Origin of the sequence: Burkholderia humptydooensis (assembly GCF_001513745.1) — a bacterium.
In the GTDB taxonomy this organism is placed as follows: Bacteria; Pseudomonadota; Gammaproteobacteria; order Burkholderiales; family Burkholderiaceae; genus Burkholderia; species Burkholderia humptydooensis.
In genome coordinates this window covers 1,140,164-1,165,044 of record NZ_CP013380.1, presented here as the reverse complement: position 1 = coordinate 1,165,044, position 24,881 = coordinate 1,140,164, and the positions used below count along the sequence as shown (strand labels likewise).

Genomic DNA, 24,881 nt, shown 5'->3' with positions numbered 1-24,881 from the left:
CGATGGCAAGCCAAAACATCGCTTTCGATACGATCCCGTCGGGCATCCGCAAGCCGGGCAAGTATTTCGAATACAACACGAAGCTCGCCGTGCGCACGCTGCCGGCGAACGATCAGACCGTGATCATCGTCGGGCAGCGTACCGCTGACGGGACGGTCCCGGCGCTGAAGCCGGTCGACGTGTTCTCCGGCGACCAGGCGGCGCTGTACTTCGGCGCAGGCTCGCTCGCGCACATCGCGGCCGTCGCGGCGATCACGGCGAACAAATACGTCAGCCTGACGGTCATCGCCGTCGACGACGCGCAGGCCGGCCAGCCGGCCAAGGGAACGGTCGAGTTCAAGGGGTCAGCGACGGCCGATGGCGCGTTCGCGCTGATCATCGGCAACACCCGGGTCGACATCGCCGTGTACGCGACCGACACGGAAACGGCGATTGCCACGCGCCTCGCGGCCCAGATCGCGCAGAAGACGGCGCTGCCGGTCACGGCGGATTCGGTCAACGGCAAGGTGACGTTGACGACGAAGAACAAGGGCGCTTTCGGCAACGACATCGTCCTGTCGCAGCTCAACCAGGCAGCCGGCGTCACGGCGACGATCACGGCGTTCACGGGCGGCCTGAACGATCCCGACATCGCCCCGGCGCTCGCGGCCGTGTACGGCGCGAAGTACAACGTGTATGCGACGTGCTGGCCGACGAAGGAATCGCTGACGAAGCTGCGCACGCACCTGGACAGCATCTCGGGGCCGCTCGAACAGCGTCCGGCAGTGAGCGTCGCTGGCACGCCCGCGACGCTCGCCACCGCGACCACGCTGGCCGGCGACCTCGACGCGGGCCGGATCACGATCGGCTGGCACCCGGGTTCGGTGTGCTTGCCGGCCGAGATCGCCGCCGCCTATGCGGCCGTCATCGCCAGCGAGACGGACCCGGCACGGCCGCTGAACACGCTCGCGCTGACCGGTCTCGACGTGACGCCGATCCCGTCGCAGCCCGGGCGCACCGAGCAGGAGAAGGCGCTGCACAACGGCGTGACGCCGTTCGAGATCGGCCCGGGCAACGTCGTGCAGATCGTCCGGTCGATCACGACGTACACGAAGGATGCGCAGGGCATCGATGATCCGGCGCTGCTCGACATCACGACGATCCGCACGCTCGACTACGTTCGCAAGGCGTGTCAGCAGCGCATTGCGCTGCGCTTCCCGCGCGAGAAGCTGTCGGAGAAGACGCCGCCGAAGGTGCGTAGCGAACTGCTCGACGTGCTCTACAAGCTGGAAGAGCTGGAAATCATCGAGAACGTCGACGCAAACAAGGACAAGCTGATCGTCGAGCGCGATCTGCAGGACGTCAACCAGCTCAATGCTGCGATCCCGTGCGACATCGTGAACGGGTTGCACGTGTTCGCCGGCCGGATCGACCTGATCCTGTAACACCCTTCGCAACACTATAGGAGCCAGCTATGGCATTGGAAGAATACGTTGGTGCGATCGTGCTCGAGGTCGACGGCCAAGAGGCCGAGGTCGTGAGCGTGTCGCCAACGTCGAAGACCGGCAAGAAGCCGGTCAAGACGATGAACCGCACGGGCCGGGTCAAGGGCTTCGCGCGCGGCGTCGAGGAACACGAGCTGAAGGTGACGGTCGTGATCCCGCTCGACGGCGACGAGATCGACTGGTTCAACATGGAAGGCGGCAAGCTGACCATGTTCCCGGTGTCGCCCGGCGGCCAGCGCGTGAGCTATTACGACTGCGTCACGCTCGACATGGGCGATCAGTACAGCGTGGAAAACGAGGCGCGTCGCGACCTCACCATCTTCTCGACTCGACGGGGGACGGAATGAGCATCATGACGGAAAAAGGTTCGCTGGACTACGGCATCGAATATCCGGCCGGCAGTGGCCAGTATCACTACGACTTCGAGCTGCGTCTCGCGACGGTCGACGACAACATCTCGGCCTATGAGCATCCGTCGATCCTCGGCGGCGGCGTGTCGAACATGCGCGTCAACGCGGCGATCATCTCGTCGTGCCTGCTGTCGCTCGGCACCATCCCGAAGGAAGAGATCACGCCCGAACTGATCGGCACGGCAATCGACGTCGACTATGACCAGTTGCACGCCGTGCAGGAACTGCTCAAAAAAAAGCGAAAGGAAAGGAAACCCACCTCCGCAACTTCCGACTCGCCGTCCTCATCCTCGGACCCTGCGGGTTCAGCGAAGAGCGAGTCCGGAGCCTGAGCGAACCGGAGCTGGAGAGTTACCTGTCCGCGTTCGCCACGCTGCGCGGACAGGGTTCGAACGGTCGCCCTGGGAAGACCGGGCCGACCGTCAAAAGCATGCGGCGCAAACGCCGCAAGGGTAAATAGGAATGTCTCGCGATCTCGCCGTCGGCATGACCATTCGGATGCGCGACCAGGTGTCCGCGCCGGCGCAGCAATCCGAACGCAATGTCCAGCGCAGCGTGCGCCAGACGACGCAGACCTATACCGACGCGTCGCGCGTCGCCGTGTCGACGAGCCGGATGCTGTACAACGTCCGCATGACATCCGGCGCGCAGGCCGAGCAAGCGGTACAGCGCAACGTCGCGCAGACCGAGGCGGCGTATCAGCGCGCGAACCGTAACGTGCTAACCGGGTCGCAACGGCTCGCCAATGCCCGTCAGCAGCTCGACATTCGATCGGAACAGACGATCCGGCGCGAAATTGACCAGACGGTCGCGTCGTACAACCGACTCGCGCGGGCCGGCTTCTCGTCGTCGAACGAACAGGCGCGCGCGTTCGCAGCCGTTCAGCGCAAGGTCGCCGAGCTGAACAAGGAACTTGGCAAGACGGTCGAACGGGAAAGCCTGCTGGCTCGCGGCTCGCACGGCATGCTGCGCGTCGGCGAAGGGATTGCCGGAGCCTATGCGGGCGCGCGCGTGCTGTCCGGCCCGGTGGGCCAGGCAATGCGGTTCGATCAGCATCTGGCGATGATCGCGAACACCAGCTATCGCAACCTTGCACCGAAGGATCGCGTGAAGGCCACCGATGAGCTGCGAGCCGTTGTTTACGCGGCTGTTCAGGAAGGTGGCGGGACGCTCGACCAAGCGATGGAATCCCTCGAAAAACTGATGGCTCACGACGCGCTTGGACACAAAGCCGCGTTCGAGCTTCTGCCGAAACTGCAGCGAGGTGCGCAAGCCGAGGGAGCCGACCCGGTCGACCTGGGCAACGTCGCGGTCAAGGCCGTGCAGAACTTGCGCTTTGAAGAGCACGACACCGGGCGTGTGCTGGACATGGGGGCAGTCGCCAGCCACATGGGTGAATTCAAGTTCCCGGACCTGAGTCATTACCTTCCGGCGCAGATGGCGGCCGCAGGCAATGCGGGTTTCTCGGGCGCGCGCGGCTACGCGAAGATTCTGGCGCTGAACGAAACCGCGATGTCCACGGCCGGCACCGCCGGTCAGGCCGGCACGAACGTGACCGACCTGCTCAACCAGATGTCGAGCCGGGAGCTGGCGCACGCGGCGAAACGCGCCGGCATCAAGGATTTCGAGGGCGTCAAAATGCGGACCCTGGCGCGCGGCGGCGACATGCTCGACGCGATAGAGGCGACGATCGAGACGATCTTCAAGAGCGACAAGAAGTACCAGGAAATCCAGCGCAAACTGAAAACCGCCAAACCGGGCGAGGACAAGGAATTGCTGACGGACATGGCGAACCTGCTGCAGGGTTCGGCGATCGGCAAGCTGTTCGGCAACCAGCAGTCCGTGATGGCGCTGACCGGCTACATCACGCAGAAGCACAAGCGGCAGGAGGTCTATGAAGCTGCGATGCACGAATGGGATCGCGGAGGCGGCACGATCGCGGGCGACTTCGACGTCGTGAAAGCGATGGACGGGTTCAAGGCGCAGCAGCTCAAGAACGAGGCCGAGATCGCGGAGATGGAAGCCCTGCGCGGATTGAATCACCAGCTCGGCGACGCGGCGTCGAAGCTCGCGAACTATGCGAAGGAATACCCGGGTCTCGCGAAAGCAATTGCCGGCACGACGCTCGCATTCGAAGGGCTGACGGCCATCCTCCTGGGCGCGGGTCTGATGCGGTTTGTGACCGGCGGCCGCGCTGCCGGCGCCGTGGCGGCAGCCGATGCCGGGCTGGCGAGCGCAGGTGTCGCAGGCGCGGCCAGCGCGGCGGGATTCGGGGCGCGATTCTCCGGCATGGCGAAAGCCATCGGCATGCGCGGCGGCCCGCTACTGGCCATTGCGAGCGGGCTTGAAGCGATGTCGATCTCGGGCGACCAGTCGAAGCCGGCAGACGAAAAGAAAGCGGCCTATGTCGGCGTCGCGGGCGGTGCTGTCGGCGGTCTCGCCGGCATGGCGGCAGGTGCCGCGACCGGTGCGGCAATCGGCTCTGTCGTCCCTATCGCGGGCAACATCGTCGGCGCGGGCGTCGGGGCCGTCGCCGGATACTTCGGTCACGAATGGGGCGAGAAGCTCGGCAAGATGATCGGCGACGCGATCTTCGCGCAGAAGAAGGATGAGAAGCCGCCCGTGGTTGAAGGCCATTTCACGATCAATCTGGACGGTCAGCATCTCTACGACTTCGTCACGACGGCAGGCCAAAAGGCCGCGCGGAGATTCTGATATGGCATGGAAAGACACCTTGCTCGACGCCGCGTTTCGCGGTGTGCCGTTCGACGTCCAACGCACGTCCGATACGATCGATCGCGACACGGCGGAATACGCGGTGCCGCATGTCGACGGCGAGGATGTGGAAGACCTTGGACTGAAAGCTCACACCGTCAACCTGTCCGCAGTCTTTTTCGGTGACGACTACGAAGACCGGATGAATGCGCTGCTCGGCGCACTCGCGGTTAAAGGCCCGGGTGAACTGATTCATCCGATCTTCGGGTCGATGCCGGACATGCAGCTACTCGGTGCGCAAGTCTCGCATGATGCCGAGAACGTCGACGCTTGCGTGATCGAGATGCGATTCAAGCGTTCGACGCCGGCCAATCCGTTCTTCGTCGAACAGCAGCCGACTCAGACGGCCGATGCGGCCGCGCAGCTCGCGACCGACGCGCAGGACGCGGGCACCAATATGTTCGAGATGGCCGTCGATGCGCTCAAGACGATGAAAGCGGGCTTGCGTCGGCTCAATGCGCTGCGTGACGTGATGAGCGAGACGCTCGGTCCGATCAAGGCGCTCGTCGTCGGCTTCCGTCGTGCGACGGTCGATTATCTGTCGTGGCCAGGCGCTTTCGCCTCCGACCTGATCGGGCTGGTCAGCGGCATCGCCGACTTCCGTTCGTATGATCCGGGACTCGTCATGTCCGACTGGAACGACATGCGCGACCAGATGAAGACAGTCGTGAAGCTGCCGGCAGCATCGGCCACCGGTCAGCCGCTGGCCATTCCCGGCACACAGACCACGACGGTCGCGACCAGTGAGGCCGTTGATCCCGCAGCGCCTTACGCGCCAGCACGTCCTGGAACCGTGGCAGCCGATGCAGCGGACGTCCAGCTCGTCACGGCCATCACAGCGGTGGTTGTCGCGACGGTCACGACTGGCGTCGCGTCCGACGTCCTCGCAAACGAGGTCGGCACGCCGACACTGACGCCGGCCCAGGTCGAGCAGATTGCGAACGACACGCGCGAGCTGATCCAGGCCGCGATCGACGCCGTGCGAGCAGCCGTGCCCGTCGAGCAGGCACGTCCTGTCATCGAGCCGCTGAAGGATGCCGCGCTGTCGGTGCAGGAATTGGCGATCAAGGTGATCGACGTCCTGCCGCCGATCATTTCGCGTACCGTCGATGCGCCGGCGAACCTGACCTTGCTGGCGCATCGTTGGTACGGGGACTATTCGCGGTCGGCCGAGCTGCTGCGTCTGAATCCACAGATCCGCAATCCGAACTTCATTCAACGAGGAGACATCGTCCGTGGCTTCGCCCAATGACGACGTGACGCTGCTGATCGGTGGCAAGGCGCACAGCGCCTGGTCGTCGTATTCGATCGATTCCGATCTGCTGACGCCGGCCGACGCGTGGGACGTGCGCCTCACGCGCCCGGCCGGCAAGATGCCGGACGCCGTCAATTCCGGCGCGCACGTCCAGGTGAAGGTCGGCGACGACACGGTGCTCGTCGGCTACGTCGACCAGGTGCGTCGCCGCACCAGCAAGACGGAGAAGACGCTGTCGATCAGCGGCCGGGACTATGCCGCGATCCTGCGCGACTGCTCGGCACCGATTTTCACGGCTAAACAGGTCACGTTAGCGGAGGTGGTCGCGAACATCGTTAAACCGCTCGGGATCAGGAAGATTCGTATCGACACGGCGCGCGCGCAGTCGACGTGGGATAAGATCAGCGTCGACCCGGGTGACACGGCATGGGACGCGCTCGTTCACGCGGCCGAGGGTGAAGGTTTGTGGCCGTGGTTCGATCCGGACGGCACGCTCGTGGTCGGCGGGCCGGACTACAATGCCCCGCCCGTCGCGAGCCTGATCCTGCGCGAGGATGGCAAGGGCAACAACGTCGAGTGGTTCGACGAGGATTTGTCGATCGCCGAGCGACACTCGGAAGTCACGGTGCTCAGCCAGGCGCACGGCACCGGATCGAAGGCCGGCAAGCACGCGATCAAGGCGACCGTGAAAGACAAGGATGTGCCGGTGTACCGCCCCAAGATAGTCGTCGACCACGACGCGCCCAATCTGGCAGCGGCCGAAGCGCGTGCGCGCAAGATCATTTCCGACTCGGCGCTCGCGGCGCACACGCTGCGCGCGAGCGTCAAGGGACACCGAACCTCGGACGGCGTGCTGTGGAAGCCGGGCCAACGGGTGCACGTCGTATGGGAGGAATACGGGATCGACGCCGTCTACTTCCTGATGGCGCGTCGATTCACGGGGGGCCGTCCAGGCGGCACGCACACGACGCTGACCCTGAAGGAAGATGGCGTGTGGATTCTCGACGCGCATCCGCATTCGGGACGCAAGCATCGGAAGAAGAAACGCGGCGGACCATCGATCGAAGTCACGGACGCCACCATCGACGCGAGCATCATGAAATGATCAAGGACATCGACAAGCGCATCCAGCGTGCGGTTTCCGGCATTCGGCAAGCCTTCCGAGGAATGATCGGTGGCGTGCAGACAAACGGCCCGACCGCGACCGTTCGCGGCGAAGGTCTCGCTGGCGAGAACATGGTCGACCTCGAACTATTCCAACACTACGGCTACACCAGTTCGCCGCCGGCCGGCACGATGATGGTCGTGGTGCCGGTCGGCGGCAAGACGAGTCATGGAATCGTCATCGCGACCGAGCATGGTCAGTATCGGTTGAAGGCGTTGAAGGCTGGCGAGGTGGCGCTGTACACGGACGAAGGTGATTCCATCGTCCTCGCTCGCGGCCGCGTCATCGACATCAAGACGAAGACGCTGAACATCGAAGCCGAAGAGTCGGTGAACTTCAAGACGCCGACCGTCAACATGGATCACGCGCTCAACGTGGCCGAGCAGATCACCGGCAAGGGCGGCATGTCGATGTCGGGTGGCGACGGCGCGCGCATCGACAGCCTGAACGTCGACAAGGATGCCGTGATCAGCGGCAAGAGCTTCAACGGCCACAAGCATCCGGAAACGGGCAGCATCACGGGCACCCCTGTTGCCTGACATCAGCGGCACTCACTGACCTCCATCATCTGAATTGTCCACGCGCGCGCGATCACAATCGCGGCATGGACGCACTTCTGAACCCGCAAACTGGCGGATATACCGGCACGCAAACGACGACGCTTGCGAATGCCGTGTATATCCGCCTCGCCACACCGCTCGGCTCCTGGTGGGCCGCGCTCGACGTCGGGTCGCTGCTGCACACGCTGGCGCGCGAGAAAGATACGCCCCGCGTGCGCCGTCTCGCCGTTCAATACGCCGAGCAAGCGCTCGCCCCGTTGGTTAAGGACGGCCGCGCCCGTGAGGTGTCGGTGTCGTCCGCCTCCGCCGAAAAAGGCTGGCTCATTCTGCTCATCGAAGTGGTCGACGCCACGGGCGACGTTCGCCACTTCCAACATTCGGTCAAGGTGTCGTAATGCCGGCAACCGTTCTGACTCTCGACCAGATTCGCGAAAACATTCTTCGCGAGATCAAGAATCAGCGCCCGGAAGCCGACGTCGGGCCGGATTCGGATCACTTCGTGCGCGCGAGCGGCACGGCCAGCGCGATCGAAGGGCTGTACGCGCACCAGGTCTGGACCGCCAAGCAGATTTTTCCGGACACGGCCGACGAAGACAAGCTCATTCTTCACGCGCGCCTGCGCGGCATCGAGCGCAAGCCGGCCGTCGTCGCGAGCGGCACCGCGCGCGCGACGGGCAAGCCCGGCGTCCAGGTCGCCAGCGGTATGAGCGCGAAGTACCAGGACGGCACGGCCTATGTGACGACGAGCGGCGGCACGTTCGACGCGACGGGCAATCTCGTTGTCGCCGTCTCGGCCGTCGACGCCGGCATCGTCGGGAATCGCCAGGATGGTGACGCGCTCACGCTCACCGTGCCGCCGGTCGACATCGACGCGACGCTGACGATCGTGAGCCTGCGCGGCGGCACGCCGATCGAAACGCTCGACAGCCTGCTCGCACGCCTGTTGCAACGCATCCGTCGTCCGCCAGCCGGCGGCAACAAATACGACTACTGGCAATGGGCGATGGAGGTGCCGGGCGTGACGGCGGCGTTCGTTTATCCGCTGCGACGCGGACTCGGCACGGTCGACGTGGTGATCGTGACCGAGGATGGTCTGCCCTCTGACGACGTGTTGAAGTCGGCCCAAGCGCACATCGACGATCAGCGGCCGGTGCGAGCCAAGGATACGCGTGTCGTCGTGCCGTCGATCAAGCCATACGACGTCACGGCGGCCGTCAAGCTGAACGGCATCACGCTCGATGCGGCCCAGGCCGCCGTGGAATCCGGTCTCGAAGCCTATAACGCGATCGTATCGCCCGGTGACACGGTCATTCGCAACCGCATCGGCGGTGTCATCAACGACACGCTCGGCGTCGACGACTACGTACTGGATAGCCCGGCGGCCAACGTCGTTCCGGTGGTCAATGCGCAGGTGATCGAGTGGTGCCGGCTCGGCAAGGTGACGTTGAGGCCGATGGTATGAACGAACACGCCGAGCTGCTCGGGCGGCTGCTTCCTCCCGTCTCATACGATCCGCGTGAGTCGCATCTCGCAGTCGAGCTGGCTGCCGAGGGGAAGGCGCTCGATCGCGCGTTCGCCGACGCCGAAACGATCGTGAACGGCATCACGCCGTTCTTTGCACAGCAGCTATTGCCGGATTGGGAGCGTGTGTGTGGCATCACGCCGGCCGTGGACACGACGCTGCAGCAACGCGTGTCGATCGTCGTCGCGAAGGTCAATGAGACCGGCGGCATGTCGATTCCGTATTTCACGCGCCTCGCGGCCGCGCTCGGTTATCGCATCGAGATCATCGAGCCGGACCCGTTTCGCGTCGATGAAAACTCGGTGGGTGACGCGCTATGGATCGAGGACATCATCTACGAATGGGGCGTTGTGGTACACGGCGCGCCGACGCTGGAAATCTATTTCCGCGTGGACGAAAGCGCGGTCGGCGAGCCGCTTCTGACATTCGCAGACCCGATCCTCGAAGCTGTATTCGAGGATCTAAAACCGGCCGACACCTTCGTCTACTTCATCTACCAGGAAGAGTAACCATGCAGCGAATCAACACCCCCGATGGGAATTTCCATGCCGGCGACCCGTCTGCCGGCGTGAAGGGTACGGTTGTCACGCAGCCTTTCATGCAAGCCGTGCAGGAGGAGCTTGCGGCCGTGCCGGAGAGCGTTGGGATCAAGCTTGATCCCAACGACAACGGCCAGCTCCTGAAGGGCATTCAGAAGATCGTCGGTAATGCTGGCGCGAACTATCAGCCCGTACTCGGATACACCCCGGTTCAACAGGGTACTGGCGCGCTGCAAGGCCAAAACGCGGTAAAAATCGGTTGGGCGACGGATGGTTCAGGTCTGCGTGTGACGATCGATACAACCGACGTCGGCGTGGTCGCGTTCGCGAGTCAACTTGCTGCATATGCATCGCAGCAGTGGGTGCTGAACAACGCCGTTCCCAAGGGCGGAGGGGCAATGACTGGTCCGTTGGCGGTGCCACAGGTTCAGTTGAGCCAGGGGTATGCGGACAACGACGGCACGAAGCCGCTGATCTACAACGACCCGTCCGTCAGAAACGTTGTTTTCCGAACTGGTCCATCGAACGCGTACAAGTACACGGTGATCGATGAGAACGGCGTAATGAACCTTCCGGCTCGACCGAGTTTCGCAGGATCGACGCCTTGGGACACGGGTAACTTCGATCCAAACTCGAAGCTGAACACGTCCGGCGGAATTGTTGGCGGCCGCTTAGCGCTCAGCAAACAAGGCTGGCAGGCGGACTTCCAGCTCAGAAACTGGCGAGATGGCCAAGACGTTAGCTCGTACCTCCGAGCGCGCGATGGCGGCGGTATCGAAATCATCAACAACGCGTACAACGGCGTCATCTGGTCGGTCAACGATTGGGGCGACATGTACTTCCGCGACCAGCATCGTGCTACTCCGGGCGGAAACTGGTTTTTTGAAAATCACGGCTGGTCCAACGACGTGCTGAACGACTTGTACAACCGGGACAATAGCAAAGCGAATGCAGGCGCAACGTGCCAGCCGTACGATTTTGCTGAGTTCGGCCCACTTCGACAAAGCACCGGCACGACAACTGTGGATGCGCCGGACTCATGGTTCGTGAAGGGCATCCGAACCGACAACTGGAACGGTGATGCTGCACCGCGCACGTTGTTCTTGCGATGCACCCGTATTCGCAACACGTAAGGAGGCTACTTGGTCGAGCACGAACTTCTCATCATGGCGATTGAGGATCGCTGGCCGCAGCTCGTACACGGGCGCGATTATTGGGTAGGCCATCCACTAGATCGGCAAACGGGACTTCAGTGCGGCGATGCGTTCATCGCGCAATGGAATTGCTCCGTTGTGCCGCCGGACGTTACGGACCTGCTTAAGCGTGGCGAAGAACTCCGCCCGGTCCTCGCCGCACAGAAGGCGCGAGAACAACGGGATTCACTCCTTCGTGCGTCTGACTGGACACAAGCGCCCGACGTGTCGGCGGTAACTCGGGAGAAGTGGGTAGCCTATCGGCAGACGCTTCGCGATCTGCCGGAACAACCGGGCTTCCCGCTGGATGTGCGGTGGCCGGATGCGCCCACAAGCGAGTAACACTTCATTTTTGTTCGGAACAAGGCGGCCGGCACGAGTGTAGTGAGCACTCGTGCCGGTCACTTACTCACTGCGCGGAACAGTGAGAAGCCAAGGCCCTGCCACCTTCGCGAAGGCAGGGCGAGTTTAACAGACAATTCGCACCCTAAATGGCACAACCCATCATTCCGTGGCTCGGTGGCAAGCGTCGCTTGGCCGAGCAACTCATTCCGCTATTCCCGCAACACGAATGCTATGTCGAGGTGTTCTGCGGCGGTGCCGCCTTGTACTTCCTACGGCCGATGCCGGCACCAGTCGAGGTGCTGAATGACATCAACGGCGAACTGGTGAATCTATACCGCGTCGTGCAGCACCACCTTGAAGAGTTCGTGCGGCAATTCAAGTACGCGATTTCGAGTCGACAGGTATTCAAATGGCACCAGCTCGCGGTTCCGGAAACGCTTACCGACATACAACGCGCAGCACGGTTCTACTACCTACAGCACCATGCCTTCGGCGGCAAAGTTGAAGGGCAGACGTTCGGCACCGCTACGACCGCGCCGTCGGTCAACCTGTTGCGGATCGAAGAGAGTCTGTCAGCCGCACATCTGCGGTTGGCCGGCGCACACGTCGAAAACCTGCCTTGGTACGAGTGCATGGCGCGGTATGATCGGACGCACACGTTCTTCTATTGTGATCCGCCGTACTGGCAGACCGAGGGATATGGCGTTCCGTTCCCGTTCGAAGAATACGAACGGATGGCGGCTATGATGCGCGCCTGTAAAGGCAAGGTGATGGTGAGCATCAACGATCATCCCGACATTCGTCGAGCGTTCGATGGTTTTCCGATGCTCGGACTGTCAATCAAGTACAGTTTGAACAACGCAACTGGCGGCGCGCCAAAGAGCCGCGAGCTTGTGATTACGAACTGGGAGCCCGGAACGCTGACAGGCGGTTTGTTCTGACAGCAATCATTCGACGAGCTGGCGGGAAAGGTCGACGGTTTATTGGCAGGCGCTTTGCGTTCGCGCCTGCCGCCGAGCTATGTTTTACGCGGGTGTCGGCGTTGCGTCGACATTGGCAGGCGCGATTTCGATTTGAATCGGGCGCTTTGGCCGATGCTCGTCGTTGAAGCGGCGTGACGTGCGCCGCTCGACCTTACGGTAATACTTGGCTTTCAATCGCTGCACGAGCGTTCGACTATCAGGCCTGTCAGTGATCGTCGTCGGCGCGCCGGTGTCTGCTACGAACTGCGGAGACGTGACATACATCCGTTGCCCGTGCTCCCAGTTGCGATCGAACGCGATATCAATCGCATGCGTGATTTTCGCCGTGTAGTCCAGCATGCGTTGCGCGGCGGTTCGCGTGATCATGTAGCACTGCAAGCCCACTGGGTTTTCCATCCACATCAATCTGGTCCCGCTCGGAAGACGCGCATACTCGGATTGCTGACGCTCGTTGATCCACATCAGCCGCACCATATCCCAATGCTGGCGGGCGGCGTAGAGTTCGAGCGTAGCGGCTTTGAACCCGTCGAGCAGCGTGATGTCGTCTTCCATGACGCACATTGCTTCCTTGCCGGATTGCACCAGTTGGAGCCACGCCGCACGATGGCTAAGGTAGCAACCGACCTCCCCGCGAGAAAGCTGCCAGCCATAGCGCCGCTGGCGACCGGCTGCGTCGTAACCCGGTATGGCTTCGACAGTTCCCTTCAGGTCAAATGCATCGAAGAACCGTGCATTAATGCCGTGATTGGCAAACTGCTCCACCATCTTGGTGCGCCGGTCTTGCGCACGGGTAAGCGAGATGCAGACATACGAGATACCCCGTTCCACTTCTTCCCTCGATTTTTTGGCATGCGCGACACGCGCATTACTTTGTTCTTACGGAAATGTTTCGAGAGTATAGCGGAACCTTGCGCCGACGCCTCGCCGGGCGGGCTGAGGTGAAGCTGCCAGCGCCCATTTTTCGGTGCAGTGGGCGGCAATCGGGACGTGCGTCCCTCGCACGGTGCCATGTGCATTCACCGTGACAAATCCGGCGCAAAAGCGGCAGATCAGGCAGTGACAAACATATCGCTAAACGGTGACAAATCGCGCGCGACGTTACACTTCGCGCCATCGCCTCGCTTCATGCGCGAGCGCAATACAGCGGGTAATACACGATGGCCGGTGTTTTTGAACGTGGCAGGCTAGCTTGCCGATCGTAGCGTCGGAACCGATTTCGTCCGAACGATGCCGCGTTCCGCTTGCTGCTCAATTCCTCAGGAATGAATCATGCGAATCCCCGAACTCGCGCTCTTCCTGCGTGCCTGGCTGCGCAATCCGCGGCAGGTCGGCGCGCTCGCGCCGTCCAGCCCCGCGCTCGCCGCCCTGATGACCGCCCAGATCCCCGGCGAAAGCGCGCGCGTGATCGAGCTCGGCGCGGGCACGGGCGTCTTCACGCGCGAGTTGCTGTCGCGCGGCGTCGCAGCGGAGCGGCTCGTGCTCGTCGAAGCCGATCCCGCTTTCGCCGCGACACTGCGCCGCCGCTTCCCCGCGCTGCGGGTCATGAACATGGATGCAGCCGAACTCGGCATCACGCACGGCCTGTTCGGCGACGCGCGCGCGAGCACCGTCGTCAGCGGCCTGCCGCTCGTCGCAATGCCGGTCGAGCAGGCGATCGCGATCGTGCACGGCGCGTTCGCGATGCACCTCGGCCCGGGCGGCGCGTTTTATCAGTTCACCTATCTGCCCCGCTGCCCGATTCCCGCCCGCCGGCTCGCGGCAATCGGCATTCGTGCGGAGCGCATCGGCATCGCGTGGGCGAACGTGCCGCCCGCAGCCGTCTATCGGCTGCAGCGCTACGCGGACTTCTCGGGGTCCCCGTCGTCGATCGGCCATTCGTGGCCGCGCGCGCAGCCGCCCTCGACGGCCGCGTGACGTCGCGCCGCGCATGCGCATCGTCAGTTCATCGGGCACTTCAGGTTGCAGCCGTTCGGGTCGCCCATGTCGCCCTTCCTGCGCAGGTCCGATTTCTTGCCGCTCTGATATTTCTTCGTCGGCGCCGACGCGGCGAACTGCATTTGCGGATGCTCGTTCAGCCGGAACTGGTCGTTCAGGATGCCGCCCGGCACGCCGGGCGAGTTCTGCGCGAACGCGGCCGTGGCGGCCGCGACAAGTGCGCCCGCCACAGCGGACGCGACGGCGAGTTGGGTCAGGAGCTTCATCGATGTCGAACGCCTGTCGGCGCTTTGGATCACACGAAAGGAAGCGGCAAGCGTAACGCAAATGCGCGCGCCTTGCAGCGCTGTGCGCGCAGCCGCTTCGTTACAGCAGATGACCGCCGGCGCGCGCATCGTCGGCCGTGCCCGCGAGGCCCGCCGCCACATCGACGAGCGTGCCGCACACGCTCGGATCGTAGCCGTCGAGCCGCGCGACGGCAGCGTGGTAGCCGTCGTCGCGCAGCAAAGCAAGCGCGCCCGCGAGCGGCGCGCCGCCGAGCCGCGAACGCTCGCACGCGAAGTAATAATCCTCGTCGACGATCGGAATGAAGTCGAGCCCGAAGTGGCGCGCCGCCGGCTCGACGCCGAAGCCGAGATCGGCCATCCCGCTCGCGACGAACGCGGCGATCGCCGAATGCGTGAGCTCCGCCGATGCATAGCCGTCGATCCGCTCCGGATCGATGCCGATGTCGCGCAGCGCGAGATCGAGCAGCATACGCGTGCCGGAGCCCGGCTGCCGGTTGACGAAGCGGATGTCGCCGCGCGCGAGGTCGGCGAGGCCCGCCACCCGCTTCGGGTTGCCGCGCGGCACGAACAGGCCCTGCTGGCGGCGCGTCAGATGGATCAGCACGTGATCGGCATCGTCGAGCCACGGCCGGTAGATCTGCGCGCAGGGCGCGCGAAACGCGCCGCGCGGCAGATGAAAGCCCGCCAGATCGCATTCGCCGCCCGCGAGCGAGCGCATCGCCTCGACGCTCTCGCGGTACTTGATGTCGACGGGCGAACCGGCTTCGACGAGCGCGGACACGAGCGCCGCAACCGCGTAGCCGTGCGACGCGTGGATCCGCAGCGCGCCCGCGTGACGCGCGAGCCGCCGGTTGAGCCCGCTCGCGACTTCCGCCGCGAGCGCGCGCAGGTTGCCGTCGAGACGCTCGCGGGCGAGCCGCTGCGCATCGACGACCGCCTGCCCGAGCTCGGACAGCGACGAACCCTTGCCGCGCACGGTTTCGATCAGCGCGCCGCCGACGCACGCCTCGAACGCGCGCAGCAGCCCCCACGCGTGCCGGTACGACAGCCCTCTCGCGTCGGCCGCCTGCGCGATGCTGCCCGCCGTCGCGACGAGCTCGAGGAGCGGCGCCACATCGGTCAGGCTCGCCGTACGGCCGTCAGTGTCGCGCACGATCAAATGCGCGTCGCATTCGACTCGAATCATTTATGCAATCCTGTTTCCTATTGCGACCGTCATTCTATCGATTTATCGTTGATACACATCAATATCTCAAGGTCTGTTTGCGCTCTATATGAACCATAAGCGCATATATGGCTTCGGAGGAGGCAACAGGATGTCCCCCAGTTCCGTCGCGCCCGACGCGCTCGTGCGCGCGCATGCGCAACCCGGCAGGTCGCTCGTCGCGATCCTGCACGCGATCCAGGACGACGCGGGCTACGTGCCGCCCGCGTGCGTCGAGCCGCTCGCGAAAGCGCTCAACCTGTCGCGCGCCGAAGTGCACGGCGTGCTGACCTACTACCACCATTTCCGCACCGCGCCGCCCGCGCGCGTGACGATCCGGCTCTGCCGCGCGGAAGCGTGCCGCAGCATGGGCGGCGAGGCGCTCGTCGCGCACGCGCAGGCGCGCGCCGGCTGCCGGATCGACGGCGGGCACGGCGGCGAGGTCGCGCTCGAATCGGTCTATTGCCTCGGCCTTTGCGCGCAGTCGCCGTCGCTCACGATCAACGACGAGCCGCATGCCAAGATGTCGCCCGCGCGCTTCGACGCGCTCTTCGACGCGGCCGTCCGCACGGAGGAGCCCGCATGAGCACGCGCATCCATGTGCCGCGCGATTGCGCGGCGCTCGCGGTCGGCGCGGACGCGCTCGCGCGCGCGATCGAGGCGGAGGCGGCGAAGCGCGGCGTCGCGATCGAACTCGTGCGCAACGGCTCGCGCGGCCTTCTGTGGCTCGAGCCGCTCGTCGAAGTGGGCACCGCGGCGGGCCGCGTCGGCTACGCGAACCTCACGCCGGCCGATGTCCCCGCGCTCTTCGACGCCGGCTGGCTCGACGGCGGCGAACATCCGGCGCGCGTCGGCATCGTCGACGAAATTCCTTATCTGAAGCGCCAGCAGCGGCTCACGTTCGCGCGCATCGGCATCACCGATCCCGTGTCGATCGACGACTACGTCGCGCACGGCGGCCTGGCGGGCCTGAAGAACGCGCTCGCGCTCGACGGCGCCGTCGCGTGCGAGACGCTCGTCGAATCGGGCCTGCGCGGACGCGGCGGCGCCGCGTTTCCGGCGGGCATCAAGTGGCGGACCGTGCGCGAAGCCGCGGCCGCGCAGAAATACATCGTCTGCAACGCAGACGAAGGCGATTCCGGCACGTTCTCCGATCGCCTCTTGATGGAAAGCGATCCGTACTGCCTGATCGAAGGGATGATCATCGCGGGCGTCGCGACGGGCGCGACGGTCGGCCATATCTACGTGCGCAGCGAATATCCGCACGCGATCGCGGCGTTGGGCGAAGCGATCGCCCGCGCGCGCGCGGCCGGCTGGCTCGGCGCGAGCGTGCTCGGCACCGCGCACGCGTTCGAGCTGCACGTCGCGAAAGGCGCGGGCGCGTATGTCTGCGGCGAAGAGACGGCGCTCCTCGAATCGCTCGAGGGCAAGCGCGGCGTCGTGCGCGCGAAGCCGCCGCTGCCCGCGCTGTCGGGGCTCTTCGGGCAGCCGACCGTCATCAACAACGTGATCACGCTCGCGACCGTGCCGGTCATCTTCGCGCGCGGCGCGGCGTTCTATCGCGACTACGGGATGGGCCGCTCGCGCGGCACGCTGCCGTTCCAGCTCGCGGGCAACGTGAAGCGCGGCGGGCTCGTCGAGCTCGCATTCGGCGTCACGCTGCGCGAGCTGCTGTTCGACTTCGGCGGCGGCACCGCGAGCGGCCGCCCGGCGCGCGCCGCGCAGGTGGGCGGCCCGCTCGGCACCTACCTGCCCGACAGCCAGTGGGACATCCCGCTCGACTACGAGGCGTACGCGGCCGTCGGCGCCGTCGTCGGGCACGGCGGCATCGTGCTGCACGACGACACGTCGAACCTCGCCGCGCTCGCCGAATACGCAATGCACTTCTGCGCGCTCGAATCGTGCGGCAAGTGCACGCCGTGCCGGATCGGCTCGACGCGCGGCGTCGAGACGATCGCGAAGATCCGCGCGGGCGACACGTCGGAAAAGCAGGTGCGCCTGCTGCGCGACCTGTGCGACACGATGACCGCGGGCTCGCTCTGCGCGATGGGCGGCATGACGCCGTACCCGGTGTTGTCCGCGCTCGACCACTTCCCCGAAGATTTCGGCCTCGCCGCGCACGCGAGCGGCGCGGCGCCCGCCACGGCCTGACAGCAGGAGCCCCGATGACCTCTTCCGCATTCGATTCGTCCCGGCAAGGCTGCGGCTCCGGCCAGTGCGCGTGCAAGAGCGCGGCGCAAGCGCGCCGCGCCGATCCGTTCGACGACACCGACTACGGCACCCCGAAGCGCCACGCCGACGCCGACGTCACGCTCGACATCGACGGCCGCACGGTCACGGTGCCGGCCGGCACGTCGGTGATGCGCGCGGCGATCGAGGCCGGCATCAACGTGCCGAAGCTCTGCGCGACCGATTCGCTCGAGCCGTTCGGCTCATGCCGCCTGTGCCTCGTCGAGATCGAGGGCCGGCGCGGCTATCCGGCGTCGTGCACGACGCCCGTCGAGGCCGGCATGAAGGTGCGCACGCAAAGCGACCGGCTGCAGGACCTGCGCCGCAACGTGATGGAGCTCTACATCTCCGATCATCCGCTCGACTGTCTCACGTGCGCGGCGAACGGCGATTGCGAGCTGCAGGACATGGCGGGCGCGGTCGGCCTGCGCGAGGTGCGCTACGGCTTCGACGGCAAGAACCATCTGAACGACGCGAAGGACGAATCGAATCCGTACTTCAGCTACGATCCGTCGAAGTGCATCGTTTGCAATCGCTGCGTGCGCGCGTGCGAGGAAACGCAGGGCACGTTCGCGCTGACGATCGCCGCGCGCGGCTTCGAATCGCGCGTCGCGGCGAGCGCGGACGAGGCGTTCATGGATTCGGAATGCGTGTCGTGCGGCGCATGCGTCGCCGCGTGCCCGACCGCGACGCTCGTCGAGAAGAGCGTCGTGCGGCTCGGCCAGCCCGAGCACGAGGTCGTGACGACCTGCGCGTACTGCGGCGTCGGTTGCTCGCTGAAGGCGGAGATGAAGGGCGAGCAGGTCGTGCGGATGACGCCGCACAAGAACGGTCAGGCGAACGAAGGCCACGCGTGCGTGAAAGGCCGCTTCGCGTGGGGCTACGCGACGCACAAGGACCGCATCACGAAGCCGATGATCCGCGAGAACATCACCGATGCCTGGCGCGAAGTGAGCTGGGACGAAGCGATCGGCCATGCGGCCGCGCGGTTCCGCCGCATCCAGGACAGGCACGGCCGCGATTCGATCGGCGGCATCACGTCGTCGCGCTGCACGAACGAGGAGACGTACCTCGTGCAGAAGCTCGTGCGCGCGGCGTTCGGCAACAATAACGTCGATACCTGCGCGCGCGTCTGCCATTCGCCGACGGGCTATGGCCTGAAGGTCACGCTAGGCGAATCGGCGGGCACGCAGACGTTCGCGTCGGTCGGCTCGGCCGACGTGATCGTCGTGATCGGCGCGAATCCGACCGACGGCCATCCGGTGTTCGGCTCGCGCCTGAAGCGCCGCGTGCGCGAGGGCGCGAAGCTGATCGTCGTCGATCCGCGCCGGATCGATCTCGTCGATGGCCCGCACGTGAAGGCCGTCCATCATCTGCAATTGCGCCCCGGCACGAACGTCGCGCTCGTCAACGCGCTCGCGCACGTGATCGTCACCGAGGGCCTCGTCGACGAGGCATTCGTCGCCGAGCGCTGCGAGCCGCATGCGTTCGACGTGTGGCGCGCGTTCGCCGCGCAGCCCGAGAACTCGCCCGAGGCAACCGCGGACGTCACCGGCGTGCCGGCCGACGCGGTGCGCGCCGCCGCGCGCCTGTATGCGACGGGCGGACGCGCCGCGATCTTCTACGGGCTCGGCGTGACCGAGCATGCGCAGGGCTCGACGATGGTGATGGGCATCGCGAATCTCGCGATGGCGACGGGCAACCTCGGCATCGAGGGCGCGGGCGTGAACCCGCTGCGCGGGCAGAACAACGTGCAGGGCTCGTGCGACATGGGCTCGTTCCCGCACGAGCTGCCCGGCTACCGGCACATCGGCGACGCCGCGGTGCGCGCGCTCTTTGACGAAGCGTGGTCGACGACGCTGCAGCCGGAGCCCGGCCTGCGCATCCCGAACATGTTCGACGCGGCGCTCGACGGCAGCTTCAAGGGCCTCTACTGCCAGGGCGAGGACATCGTCCAGTCGGACCCGAACACGCAGCATGTCGCGGCCGCGCTGTCGTCGCTCGAATGCCTCGTCGTGCAGGACATCTTCCTGAACGAAACCGCGAAGTATGCGCACGTGTTCCTGCCGGGAGCGACCTTCCTCGAGAAGGACGGCACGTTCACGAACGCGGAGCGCCGGATCTCGCGCGTGCGCCGCGCGATGAAGCCGCTTTCCGGCTACGCGGACTGGGAGGTGACGCTGATGCTGTCGCGCGCGCTCGGCTACGACATGCATTACGCGCATCCGTCCGAGATCATGGACGAGATCGCGCGTCTCACGCCGACGTTCGCGGGCGTGTCGTACGCGCTGCTCGACGAGCTGGGCAGCGTCCAGTGGCCGTGCAACGACGCGGCGCCCGAAGGCACGCCGACGATGCACGTCGATCACTTCGTGCGCGGCAAGGGCAAGTTCATGATCACGCAGTACATCGCTTCGCCGGAGAAGGTCACGCCGCGCTATCCGCTCATCCTGACGACAGGCCGGATCCTGTCGCAGTACAACGTGGGCGCGCAGACGCGCCGCACGGAAAATGTCCGCTGGCACGGCGAGGACCGGCTCGAGATCCATCCGCACGACGCGAACGATCGCGGGATCGGGACGGACGACTGGGTCGGCGTCGAATCGCGCGCGGGGCAGACGGTGCTGCGCGCGCTCGTCACCGAGCGGATGCAGCCGGGCGTCGTCTACACGACGTTCCACTTCCCGGAATCCGGCGCGAACGTGATCACGACCGACAGTTCCGACTGGGCGACCAACTGCCCCGAGTACAAGGTGACGGCCGTGCAGGTCGCGCCCGTCGCGCAACCGTCCGAGTGGCAGCGCGCGTACACGCGCTTTCGCGCGGAGCAGCTCGCGCTGCTCGAGCGGCGCACGGCGGCGGGCGCGCCGGCAACGGCATCGGGCAAGTGAGGTCGACATGGAAAGCCGACACCTGATCGACATGGCAAACCAGATCGGCGCGTTCTTCGCGTCGATGCCGGATCACGACGAGGCGGTCGCGGGCATCGCCGACCACATCCGGCGCTTCTGGGAGCCGCGGATGCGCCGCGCGCTCCTCGCCGCGCTCGACGATCCGCATGACGAGGCCGCGCAAAGCGTCGCACCGATCGTTCGCGAGGCGATCGACAGGCACCGCGCGTCGCTCGAGCCGGCGCCTGCCTCGCCCGTCGCGCCGCACGCCGCGTAGGACGGGCGCAGGCGCTGCGCCCGCCGGGCGCGCCGTCGCCTTCAGCCTTCGAGCCGCATTCCCGAGAACCACGTCTCGCAATGGCGCAGCAACGCGTTCGCATCGGTCGCCGGGCGGCCGCGCGCGGCGACGTAGCCGTCCGGGCGCAGCAGGTAGAACACGGGCCGCGCGCGCCCGTACGCATCGGCCAGCAGCGGCGCGCCCTCGCCTTGCGCATCCGTCACGCGCCAGCAGCGCACCGCGCCCGGCATGATCCGCTCGAGCGCGTCGGCGAGCGTGCGGCCGTCCTCGCCGGGGTCCGACGGCAACGTGTCGTCAATCGCCTCGCGCGGCTCGAGCACGAGCAGCGTGAAATGCGCGGGATCGTGCAGATCGAAGAGGCGCGCGACGCCGGGCGCCTTGCCCAGCGGCCCGTCGAGTACCTGCACGAGCGCGTCCGGCGCGCGCTCGCCTGCGCGCGGCCCGCCGTCGAGCACGCGCTCGAGCGTGAGCGGGCTCTTCCGATACTGGATCGCGAGCTCGCTGACCGTGCGGCGCGCCGCATCGCGCAGCGGCCCGAACGACGCGAGGATCGGCACGACGTGATCGCGCAGCAGCTTGAGCGGCCCGCGGTCCGCCTCGACGAGCTGTGTCGCGAAGCTCGTCTGCCGCAGCATGTCGCGCTCGATCGGATGGCGCTCCGCGTGATACGTGTCGAGCAGCCGCTCGGGCGCGTTGCCGGCCAGCACGCGCGCGAGCTTCCAGCCGAGATTGAACGCCTCCTGGATACCCGTGTTCATCCCCTGCGCGCCCGCCGGGCTGTGCACGTGCGCCGCGTCGCCCGCGAAGAACACGCGCCCGACGCGCAGCTTCGCGACCATTCGGCTGTGCAGATGAAAATACGACGACCACGCAAGATCGCCGATCTTCAGATCCGGCGTCACGCGCGCGCGCACGATTTCGCGGCACAGGTCGAGCGACGGCCCGTGCTCGTCGTCGAGCGCGCCGTTGCGCGGCGGCCGATCGGCGACGAGCCGGTAGCGGCCGTTGCCCATCGGAAACAATCCGGCAATGCCGTCGCCCGTCGTGAACAAATGAATCTCGTCGTCCGGCCAGTCGGCGCCGACGTCGAGATCGGCGAGCATGAACGTCTGCTCGAACGCATGTCCGACGAAATCGACGTCGAGCAGACGCCGGACGGTGCTGTGCGCGCCGTCTGCCGCGACGACGTACGACGGCTGCAGACGCTCGTCGCGGCCGTCGCCGTGGCGCAGCCGGACGTCGAGCGCGCCTTCCGGCTCTCCGCAGTGCGTGAGCGTCACGCCGCGCTCGACGTGGACGCCGAACGTCGCGAGATGCTCGGCCAACAAACGCTCGGTGACGGTCTGGTCGAGAAACAGCAGGTACGGATAGCGCGTTTGCAGCGGATCGAAGTCGAGCTCGGCGATACGCTGCCCGGCCGAGTACAGGATCGCGACGCGCGCGCGATGGCCGAGCTCGACGAACCGGTCGACGACGCGCTGCTGCTCGAGGAGCTCGAGCGTTCGGGCCTGGATGCCGATCGCGCGCGAATGGCGCGCGGGCTGCGCCGCCTTGTCGACGATTCGCAACGGCACGCGGGCGCGCGCGAGGCAAAGCGCGGCGGCGAGCCCGGTCGGCCCGGCGCCGACGATCAGCACGGGAGGCGTGGCGAGCGGAACGACTGCCATAAGGACCTCGTCGATACGCAACATCCGCAGTCTACGCCCGCCGCCGCACCGCATCCATAGCGGGCGGCCGCACCGGTGGATTCGGCCGGCGCGGTTCGAGGTATGGGAAAATGCGGGGTTTCCCGTTTGTCCCGCGTCATGGAATCCGCTTTCGACCGCGCGTTCGCCGCGCACCGCGCCGGCCGGCTCGACGATGCCGAGCACGGCTACCGGGCGGCGCTCGCCACCAATCCCGCCGATGCCGACGCGCTGCACCTGTTCGGCGTGCTGCGCCATCAGCAGGGCCGGCACGAAGAAGCAGCCGATCTCGTCGGCCGCGCGGTGGAGTTGCGCCCGAACGACGCGGCGCTGCAACTGAACCTCGGCAACGCGTTCAAGGCGCTCGGCCGGCTCGACGAAGCGATCGAGCGCTTTCGCAACGCGCTCACGCTTGCGCCGGAGTTTCCGCTCGCGCATTACAACCTCGGCAACGCGTACGCGGCGCAGGAGCGCCACGACGACGCGGTCGACGCGTTCGAGCGCGCGCTCGCGCTCACGCCCGGCGACGCGTCGATCCACAACAACCTCGGCAACGCGCTCAACGCGCTCGGCCGGCACGACGGCGCGCTTGCGGCGTTTCGCCGCGCGCTCGAACTGCGCCCCGGCCACGCGGGCGCGCACAACAACCTAGGGATGGCGCTCGCCGCGCTCGGCGATACCGACGAGGCGGTCGCGCATTTTCGCGCGGCGCTCGCCGCCGAGCCGCGCTTCGTCGCCGCGCATTTCAATCTCGGCAACGCGCTCGACGCGGTCGGCCGGCATGCGCAGGCGCTGCGCGCGTTCGAATCCGCGCTCGCGCTGCAGCCGCGCTTCCCGCTCGCGCTGTTCGGGCTCGCGAACGCGCTCGCGGCGCTCGGCCGCCATCGCGACGCGCTGCCGCATTACGAGCGCGCGGTCGGGCTCGATCCGTCGTTCGTGCTCGCCTGGCTCAACCTCGGCACCGCGCATCACGCGCTCGGCGCGCACGAGATGGCGCTGCGCGCGTTCGATCAGGCGCTGCGGCTCGATCCGTCGCACGCGCTCGCGCAAATGCATCGCGCGGTCACGCTGCTCACGCTGCGCGACTTCGCACGCGGCCTGCCCGCGTACGAAGCGCGGCATGCGCTGCCGGGCGCGGCGCCGCTCGGGCCGCTGCCGCGCTGGCAAGGCGAGCCGATCGCGGGCCGCACGCTGCTCGTGCGCGCCGAGCAGGGCTTCGGCGACACGCTGCAGTTCGTGCGGCTCGTGCCGCTCGCTCGCGCGCGCTGCGCGCGGCTGATCCTGCAAGTCCAGCCCACGCTGCTGCCGCTCGTCGCGCCGATGGCCGCGCGCTGGCGCGTGAGCGTCGTGTCGGCCGATGCGGCGCAAACGCCCGCCGCCGATCTCGTCTGCCCGCTCCTGAGCCTGCCGTTCGCGCTCGGGCTCGAATACGACTCGATCCCGTCTCACACGCCGTATCTCGACGTGCCCGACGCCGCGCGCCGCCGTTTTCGCGGCTCGCTCGGCGGGCAGGCGAAGCGCAAGCTCGGCATCGCATGGTCCGGCAGCGCGCAGGTGCAGGAGAATCGCGCGTTGCCGCTCGATGCGCTCGCGCCGCTCTTCGCGCTCGCCGGCATCGACTGGATCGTGCTGCAGCCGACGCTGACGGATACCGAGCGCGCGGCGCTCGACGCGCATCCGGATGCGGCTCGCATCCATCGGCTCGACGGCCTGACCGATTTCGCGGCGACGGCCGCGCTCATCGATCGGCTCGACGGCGTCGTCTCGATCGACACCGCGGTCGCCCACCTCGCGGGCGCGCTCGACAAGCCGCTGTGGCTGATGCTGCCCGTCGCCGCCGACTGGCGCTGGAGCACGGGCAACGACAGCCCGTGGTATCCGCGCGCGCGGCTCGTCCGGCAATCGGAGCCGGGACGCTGGGACGACGTGGTCGCGGCCGTCGCGGGCGAGATCGCACGCGGGTGACGGCGCGCGCGCATTCGTGCGTGCCCCTTTTGACCGTATGAGCATCGCGTCCACGATGCGTCCGACGGGATTCGCCTTCTCGCCTTCTCGCCCTCTCGCTTTCTCGCTTTCTCGCCGCGACCTGCTCGATTCGTCGATGCTGCGCTCGCACGCCCT

Annotated in this window: 23 protein-coding genes; 19 read left to right on the top strand and 4 right to left on the bottom strand. The window is 66.3% G+C overall.

Features of this window, described 5'->3' with window-relative positions; translation table 11 throughout:
• Nucleotides 1-2: 2 nt before the first annotated feature.
• The 13 genes from AQ610_RS05370 to AQ610_RS05310 all read left to right on the top strand — a co-directional run bounded on the left by AQ610_RS05370 (nucleotide 3) and on the right by AQ610_RS05310 (nucleotide 12,189).
• A complete protein-coding gene (locus AQ610_RS05370) occupies nucleotides 3-1,424 on the top strand; it encodes a phage tail sheath C-terminal domain-containing protein (protein ID WP_006025672.1) in 1,422 nt (473 codons plus the stop codon).
• A 29-nt stretch (nucleotides 1,425-1,453) separates the two neighbouring features.
• On the top strand, nucleotides 1,454-1,831 hold the full coding sequence (locus AQ610_RS05365) for a hypothetical protein (RefSeq protein ID WP_006025671.1): 378 nt from the start codon (nucleotides 1,454-1,456) through the stop codon (nucleotides 1,829-1,831).
• Complete coding sequence (locus AQ610_RS05360) at nucleotides 1,828-2,226, top strand: hypothetical protein (RefSeq protein WP_006025670.1); 399 nt, start codon at nucleotides 1,828-1,830, stop codon at nucleotides 2,224-2,226. Before AQ610_RS05365 ends, AQ610_RS05360 begins: the two co-directional genes overlap by 4 nt.
• Before the next feature lie 130 nt (nucleotides 2,227-2,356).
• Nucleotides 2,357-4,609, top strand: a complete 2,253-nt coding sequence (locus AQ610_RS05355; RefSeq protein WP_006025669.1) for a phage tail tape measure protein — start codon at nucleotides 2,357-2,359, stop codon at nucleotides 4,607-4,609.
• A gap of 1 nt (nucleotide 4,610) precedes the next feature.
• The gene (locus tag AQ610_RS05350; RefSeq protein ID WP_006025668.1) at nucleotides 4,611-5,921 is read left to right on the top strand and encodes a DNA circularization protein; all 1,311 of its coding nucleotides are present in this window, start codon (nucleotides 4,611-4,613) and stop codon (nucleotides 5,919-5,921) included.
• Nucleotides 5,905-7,029 carry a phage baseplate assembly protein gene (locus AQ610_RS05345; protein WP_009916826.1) on the top strand — a complete coding sequence of 375 codons (1,125 nt, stop codon included), beginning with the start codon at nucleotides 5,905-5,907 and terminating at the stop codon, nucleotides 7,027-7,029. Before AQ610_RS05350 ends, AQ610_RS05345 begins: the two co-directional genes overlap by 17 nt.
• Complete coding sequence (locus AQ610_RS05340) at nucleotides 7,026-7,628, top strand: phage baseplate assembly protein V (RefSeq protein WP_006025666.1); 603 nt, start codon at nucleotides 7,026-7,028, stop codon at nucleotides 7,626-7,628. Before AQ610_RS05345 ends, AQ610_RS05340 begins: the two co-directional genes overlap by 4 nt.
• A gap of 65 nt (nucleotides 7,629-7,693) precedes the next feature.
• Nucleotides 7,694-8,044, top strand: coding sequence for a phage GP46 family protein (locus AQ610_RS05335; RefSeq protein ID WP_006025665.1), 351 nt, complete (start codon nucleotides 7,694-7,696; stop codon nucleotides 8,042-8,044).
• Nucleotides 8,044-9,111, top strand: a complete 1,068-nt coding sequence (locus tag AQ610_RS05330; protein WP_006025664.1) for a baseplate J/gp47 family protein — start codon at nucleotides 8,044-8,046, stop codon at nucleotides 9,109-9,111. The genes AQ610_RS05335 and AQ610_RS05330 overlap by 1 nt, the downstream gene beginning before the upstream one ends.
• Nucleotides 9,072-9,680, top strand: a complete 609-nt coding sequence (locus AQ610_RS05325; protein WP_231748947.1) for a YmfQ family protein — start codon at nucleotides 9,072-9,074, stop codon at nucleotides 9,678-9,680. Before AQ610_RS05330 ends, AQ610_RS05325 begins: the two co-directional genes overlap by 40 nt.
• Nucleotides 9,681-9,682: 2 nt before the next feature.
• Nucleotides 9,683-10,843: a hypothetical protein gene (locus AQ610_RS36770; protein ID WP_052687564.1), complete on the top strand. Its 1,161-nt coding sequence runs from the start codon at nucleotides 9,683-9,685 to the stop codon at nucleotides 10,841-10,843.
• A 9-nt stretch (nucleotides 10,844-10,852) separates the two neighbouring features.
• Nucleotides 10,853-11,245, top strand: coding sequence for a tail fiber assembly protein (locus AQ610_RS05315; protein ID WP_009913259.1), 393 nt, complete (start codon nucleotides 10,853-10,855; stop codon nucleotides 11,243-11,245).
• 149 nt (nucleotides 11,246-11,394) lie between these two features.
• Complete coding sequence (locus AQ610_RS05310; protein WP_009913260.1) at nucleotides 11,395-12,189, top strand: DNA adenine methylase; 795 nt, start codon at nucleotides 11,395-11,397, stop codon at nucleotides 12,187-12,189.
• An 84-nt stretch (nucleotides 12,190-12,273) separates the two neighbouring features.
• On the opposite strand, the gene AQ610_RS05305 is transcribed toward AQ610_RS05310, so the two are convergent.
• Nucleotides 12,274-13,059, bottom strand: coding sequence for a glycosyltransferase family 25 protein (locus AQ610_RS05305; protein ID WP_009913261.1), 786 nt, complete (start codon nucleotides 13,057-13,059; stop codon nucleotides 12,274-12,276).
• A gap of 441 nt (nucleotides 13,060-13,500) precedes the next feature.
• Here AQ610_RS05305 and AQ610_RS05300 point away from each other — a divergent pair, with 441 nt between their 5' ends.
• The gene (locus tag AQ610_RS05300) at nucleotides 13,501-14,145 is read left to right on the top strand and encodes a class I SAM-dependent methyltransferase (RefSeq protein ID WP_006025659.1); all 645 of its coding nucleotides are present in this window, start codon (nucleotides 13,501-13,503) and stop codon (nucleotides 14,143-14,145) included.
• A 23-nt stretch (nucleotides 14,146-14,168) separates the two neighbouring features.
• Here the strand turns inward: AQ610_RS05300 and AQ610_RS05295 are convergent, their stop codons facing one another.
• Both AQ610_RS05295 and AQ610_RS05290 read right to left on the bottom strand, forming a co-directional pair.
• On the bottom strand, nucleotides 14,169-14,432 hold the full coding sequence (locus AQ610_RS05295) for a hypothetical protein (RefSeq protein WP_006025658.1): 264 nt from the start codon (nucleotides 14,430-14,432) through the stop codon (nucleotides 14,169-14,171).
• Between the two features lie 100 nt (nucleotides 14,433-14,532).
• A complete protein-coding gene (locus tag AQ610_RS05290; protein WP_009913262.1) occupies nucleotides 14,533-15,639 on the bottom strand; it encodes a substrate-binding domain-containing protein in 1,107 nt (368 codons plus the stop codon).
• 130 nt (nucleotides 15,640-15,769) lie between these two features.
• Between AQ610_RS05290 and AQ610_RS05285 the strand changes: the two genes are divergently transcribed.
• The 4 genes from AQ610_RS05285 to AQ610_RS05270 are packed head-to-tail and all read left to right on the top strand — an operon-like array spanning nucleotide 15,770 to nucleotide 21,054.
• On the top strand, nucleotides 15,770-16,243 hold the full coding sequence (locus AQ610_RS05285; RefSeq protein WP_006025656.1) for an NAD(P)H-dependent oxidoreductase subunit E: 474 nt from the start codon (nucleotides 15,770-15,772) through the stop codon (nucleotides 16,241-16,243).
• Nucleotides 16,240-17,808, top strand: coding sequence for a formate dehydrogenase beta subunit (locus tag AQ610_RS05280; protein ID WP_006025655.1), 1,569 nt, complete (start codon nucleotides 16,240-16,242; stop codon nucleotides 17,806-17,808). The genes AQ610_RS05285 and AQ610_RS05280 overlap by 4 nt, the downstream gene beginning before the upstream one ends.
• Nucleotides 17,809-17,822: 14 nt before the next feature.
• The gene (gene fdhF, locus AQ610_RS05275; protein WP_006025654.1) at nucleotides 17,823-20,777 is read left to right on the top strand and encodes a formate dehydrogenase subunit alpha; all 2,955 of its coding nucleotides are present in this window, start codon (nucleotides 17,823-17,825) and stop codon (nucleotides 20,775-20,777) included.
• 7 nt (nucleotides 20,778-20,784) lie between these two features.
• The gene (locus tag AQ610_RS05270; RefSeq protein ID WP_006025653.1) at nucleotides 20,785-21,054 is read left to right on the top strand and encodes a formate dehydrogenase subunit delta; all 270 of its coding nucleotides are present in this window, start codon (nucleotides 20,785-20,787) and stop codon (nucleotides 21,052-21,054) included.
• Nucleotides 21,055-21,095: 41 nt separating this feature from the next.
• On the opposite strand, the gene AQ610_RS05265 is transcribed toward AQ610_RS05270, so the two are convergent.
• Nucleotides 21,096-22,742 carry an FAD-dependent monooxygenase gene (locus AQ610_RS05265; RefSeq protein ID WP_006025652.1) on the bottom strand — a complete coding sequence of 549 codons (1,647 nt, stop codon included), beginning with the start codon at nucleotides 22,740-22,742 and terminating at the stop codon, nucleotides 21,096-21,098.
• A gap of 138 nt (nucleotides 22,743-22,880) precedes the next feature.
• Between AQ610_RS05265 and AQ610_RS05260 the strand changes: the two genes are divergently transcribed.
• Nucleotides 22,881-24,725 (top strand): tetratricopeptide repeat protein, encoded by a 1,845-nt coding sequence (locus AQ610_RS05260; protein WP_006025651.1) that lies wholly within the window; start codon nucleotides 22,881-22,883, stop codon nucleotides 24,723-24,725.
• Nucleotides 24,726-24,881: the final 156 nt, after the last annotated feature.

What these genes read in the sequence shown, in the direction of transcription:
- AQ610_RS05370 (WP_006025672.1), top strand. Translation starts at nt 3, where the DNA reads ATGGCAAGCCAAAACATCGCTTTCGATACGATCCCGTCGGGCATCCGC.
- AQ610_RS05365 (WP_006025671.1), top strand. Translation starts at nt 1,454, where the DNA reads ATGGCATTGGAAGAATACGTTGGTGCGATCGTGCTCGAGGTCGACGGC.
- AQ610_RS05360 (WP_006025670.1), top strand. Translation starts at nt 1,828, where the DNA reads ATGAGCATCATGACGGAAAAAGGTTCGCTGGACTACGGCATCGAATAT.
- AQ610_RS05355 (WP_006025669.1), top strand. Translation starts at nt 2,357, where the DNA reads ATGTCTCGCGATCTCGCCGTCGGCATGACCATTCGGATGCGCGACCAG.
- AQ610_RS05350 (WP_006025668.1), top strand. Translation starts at nt 4,611, where the DNA reads ATGGCATGGAAAGACACCTTGCTCGACGCCGCGTTTCGCGGTGTGCCG.
- AQ610_RS05340 (WP_006025666.1), top strand. Translation starts at nt 7,026, where the DNA reads ATGATCAAGGACATCGACAAGCGCATCCAGCGTGCGGTTTCCGGCATT.
- AQ610_RS05335 (WP_006025665.1), top strand. Translation starts at nt 7,694, where the DNA reads ATGGACGCACTTCTGAACCCGCAAACTGGCGGATATACCGGCACGCAA.
- AQ610_RS05330 (WP_006025664.1), top strand. Translation starts at nt 8,044, where the DNA reads ATGCCGGCAACCGTTCTGACTCTCGACCAGATTCGCGAAAACATTCTT.
- AQ610_RS36770 (WP_052687564.1), top strand. Translation starts at nt 9,683, where the DNA reads ATGCAGCGAATCAACACCCCCGATGGGAATTTCCATGCCGGCGACCCG.
- AQ610_RS05310 (WP_009913260.1), top strand. Translation starts at nt 11,395, where the DNA reads ATGGCACAACCCATCATTCCGTGGCTCGGTGGCAAGCGTCGCTTGGCC.
- AQ610_RS05300 (WP_006025659.1), top strand. Translation starts at nt 13,501, where the DNA reads ATGCGAATCCCCGAACTCGCGCTCTTCCTGCGTGCCTGGCTGCGCAAT.
- AQ610_RS05295 (WP_006025658.1), bottom strand. Translation starts at nt 14,432, where the DNA reads ATGAAGCTCCTGACCCAACTCGCCGTCGCGTCCGCTGTGGCGGGCGCA.
- AQ610_RS05290 (WP_009913262.1), bottom strand. Translation starts at nt 15,639, where the DNA reads ATGATTCGAGTCGAATGCGACGCGCATTTGATCGTGCGCGACACTGAC.
- AQ610_RS05285 (WP_006025656.1), top strand. Translation starts at nt 15,770, where the DNA reads ATGTCCCCCAGTTCCGTCGCGCCCGACGCGCTCGTGCGCGCGCATGCG.
- AQ610_RS05280 (WP_006025655.1), top strand. Translation starts at nt 16,240, where the DNA reads ATGAGCACGCGCATCCATGTGCCGCGCGATTGCGCGGCGCTCGCGGTC.
- fdhF (WP_006025654.1), top strand. Translation starts at nt 17,823, where the DNA reads ATGACCTCTTCCGCATTCGATTCGTCCCGGCAAGGCTGCGGCTCCGGC.
- AQ610_RS05270 (WP_006025653.1), top strand. Translation starts at nt 20,785, where the DNA reads ATGGAAAGCCGACACCTGATCGACATGGCAAACCAGATCGGCGCGTTC.
- AQ610_RS05265 (WP_006025652.1), bottom strand. Translation starts at nt 22,742, where the DNA reads ATGGCAGTCGTTCCGCTCGCCACGCCTCCCGTGCTGATCGTCGGCGCC.
- AQ610_RS05260 (WP_006025651.1), top strand. Translation starts at nt 22,881, where the DNA reads ATGGAATCCGCTTTCGACCGCGCGTTCGCCGCGCACCGCGCCGGCCGG.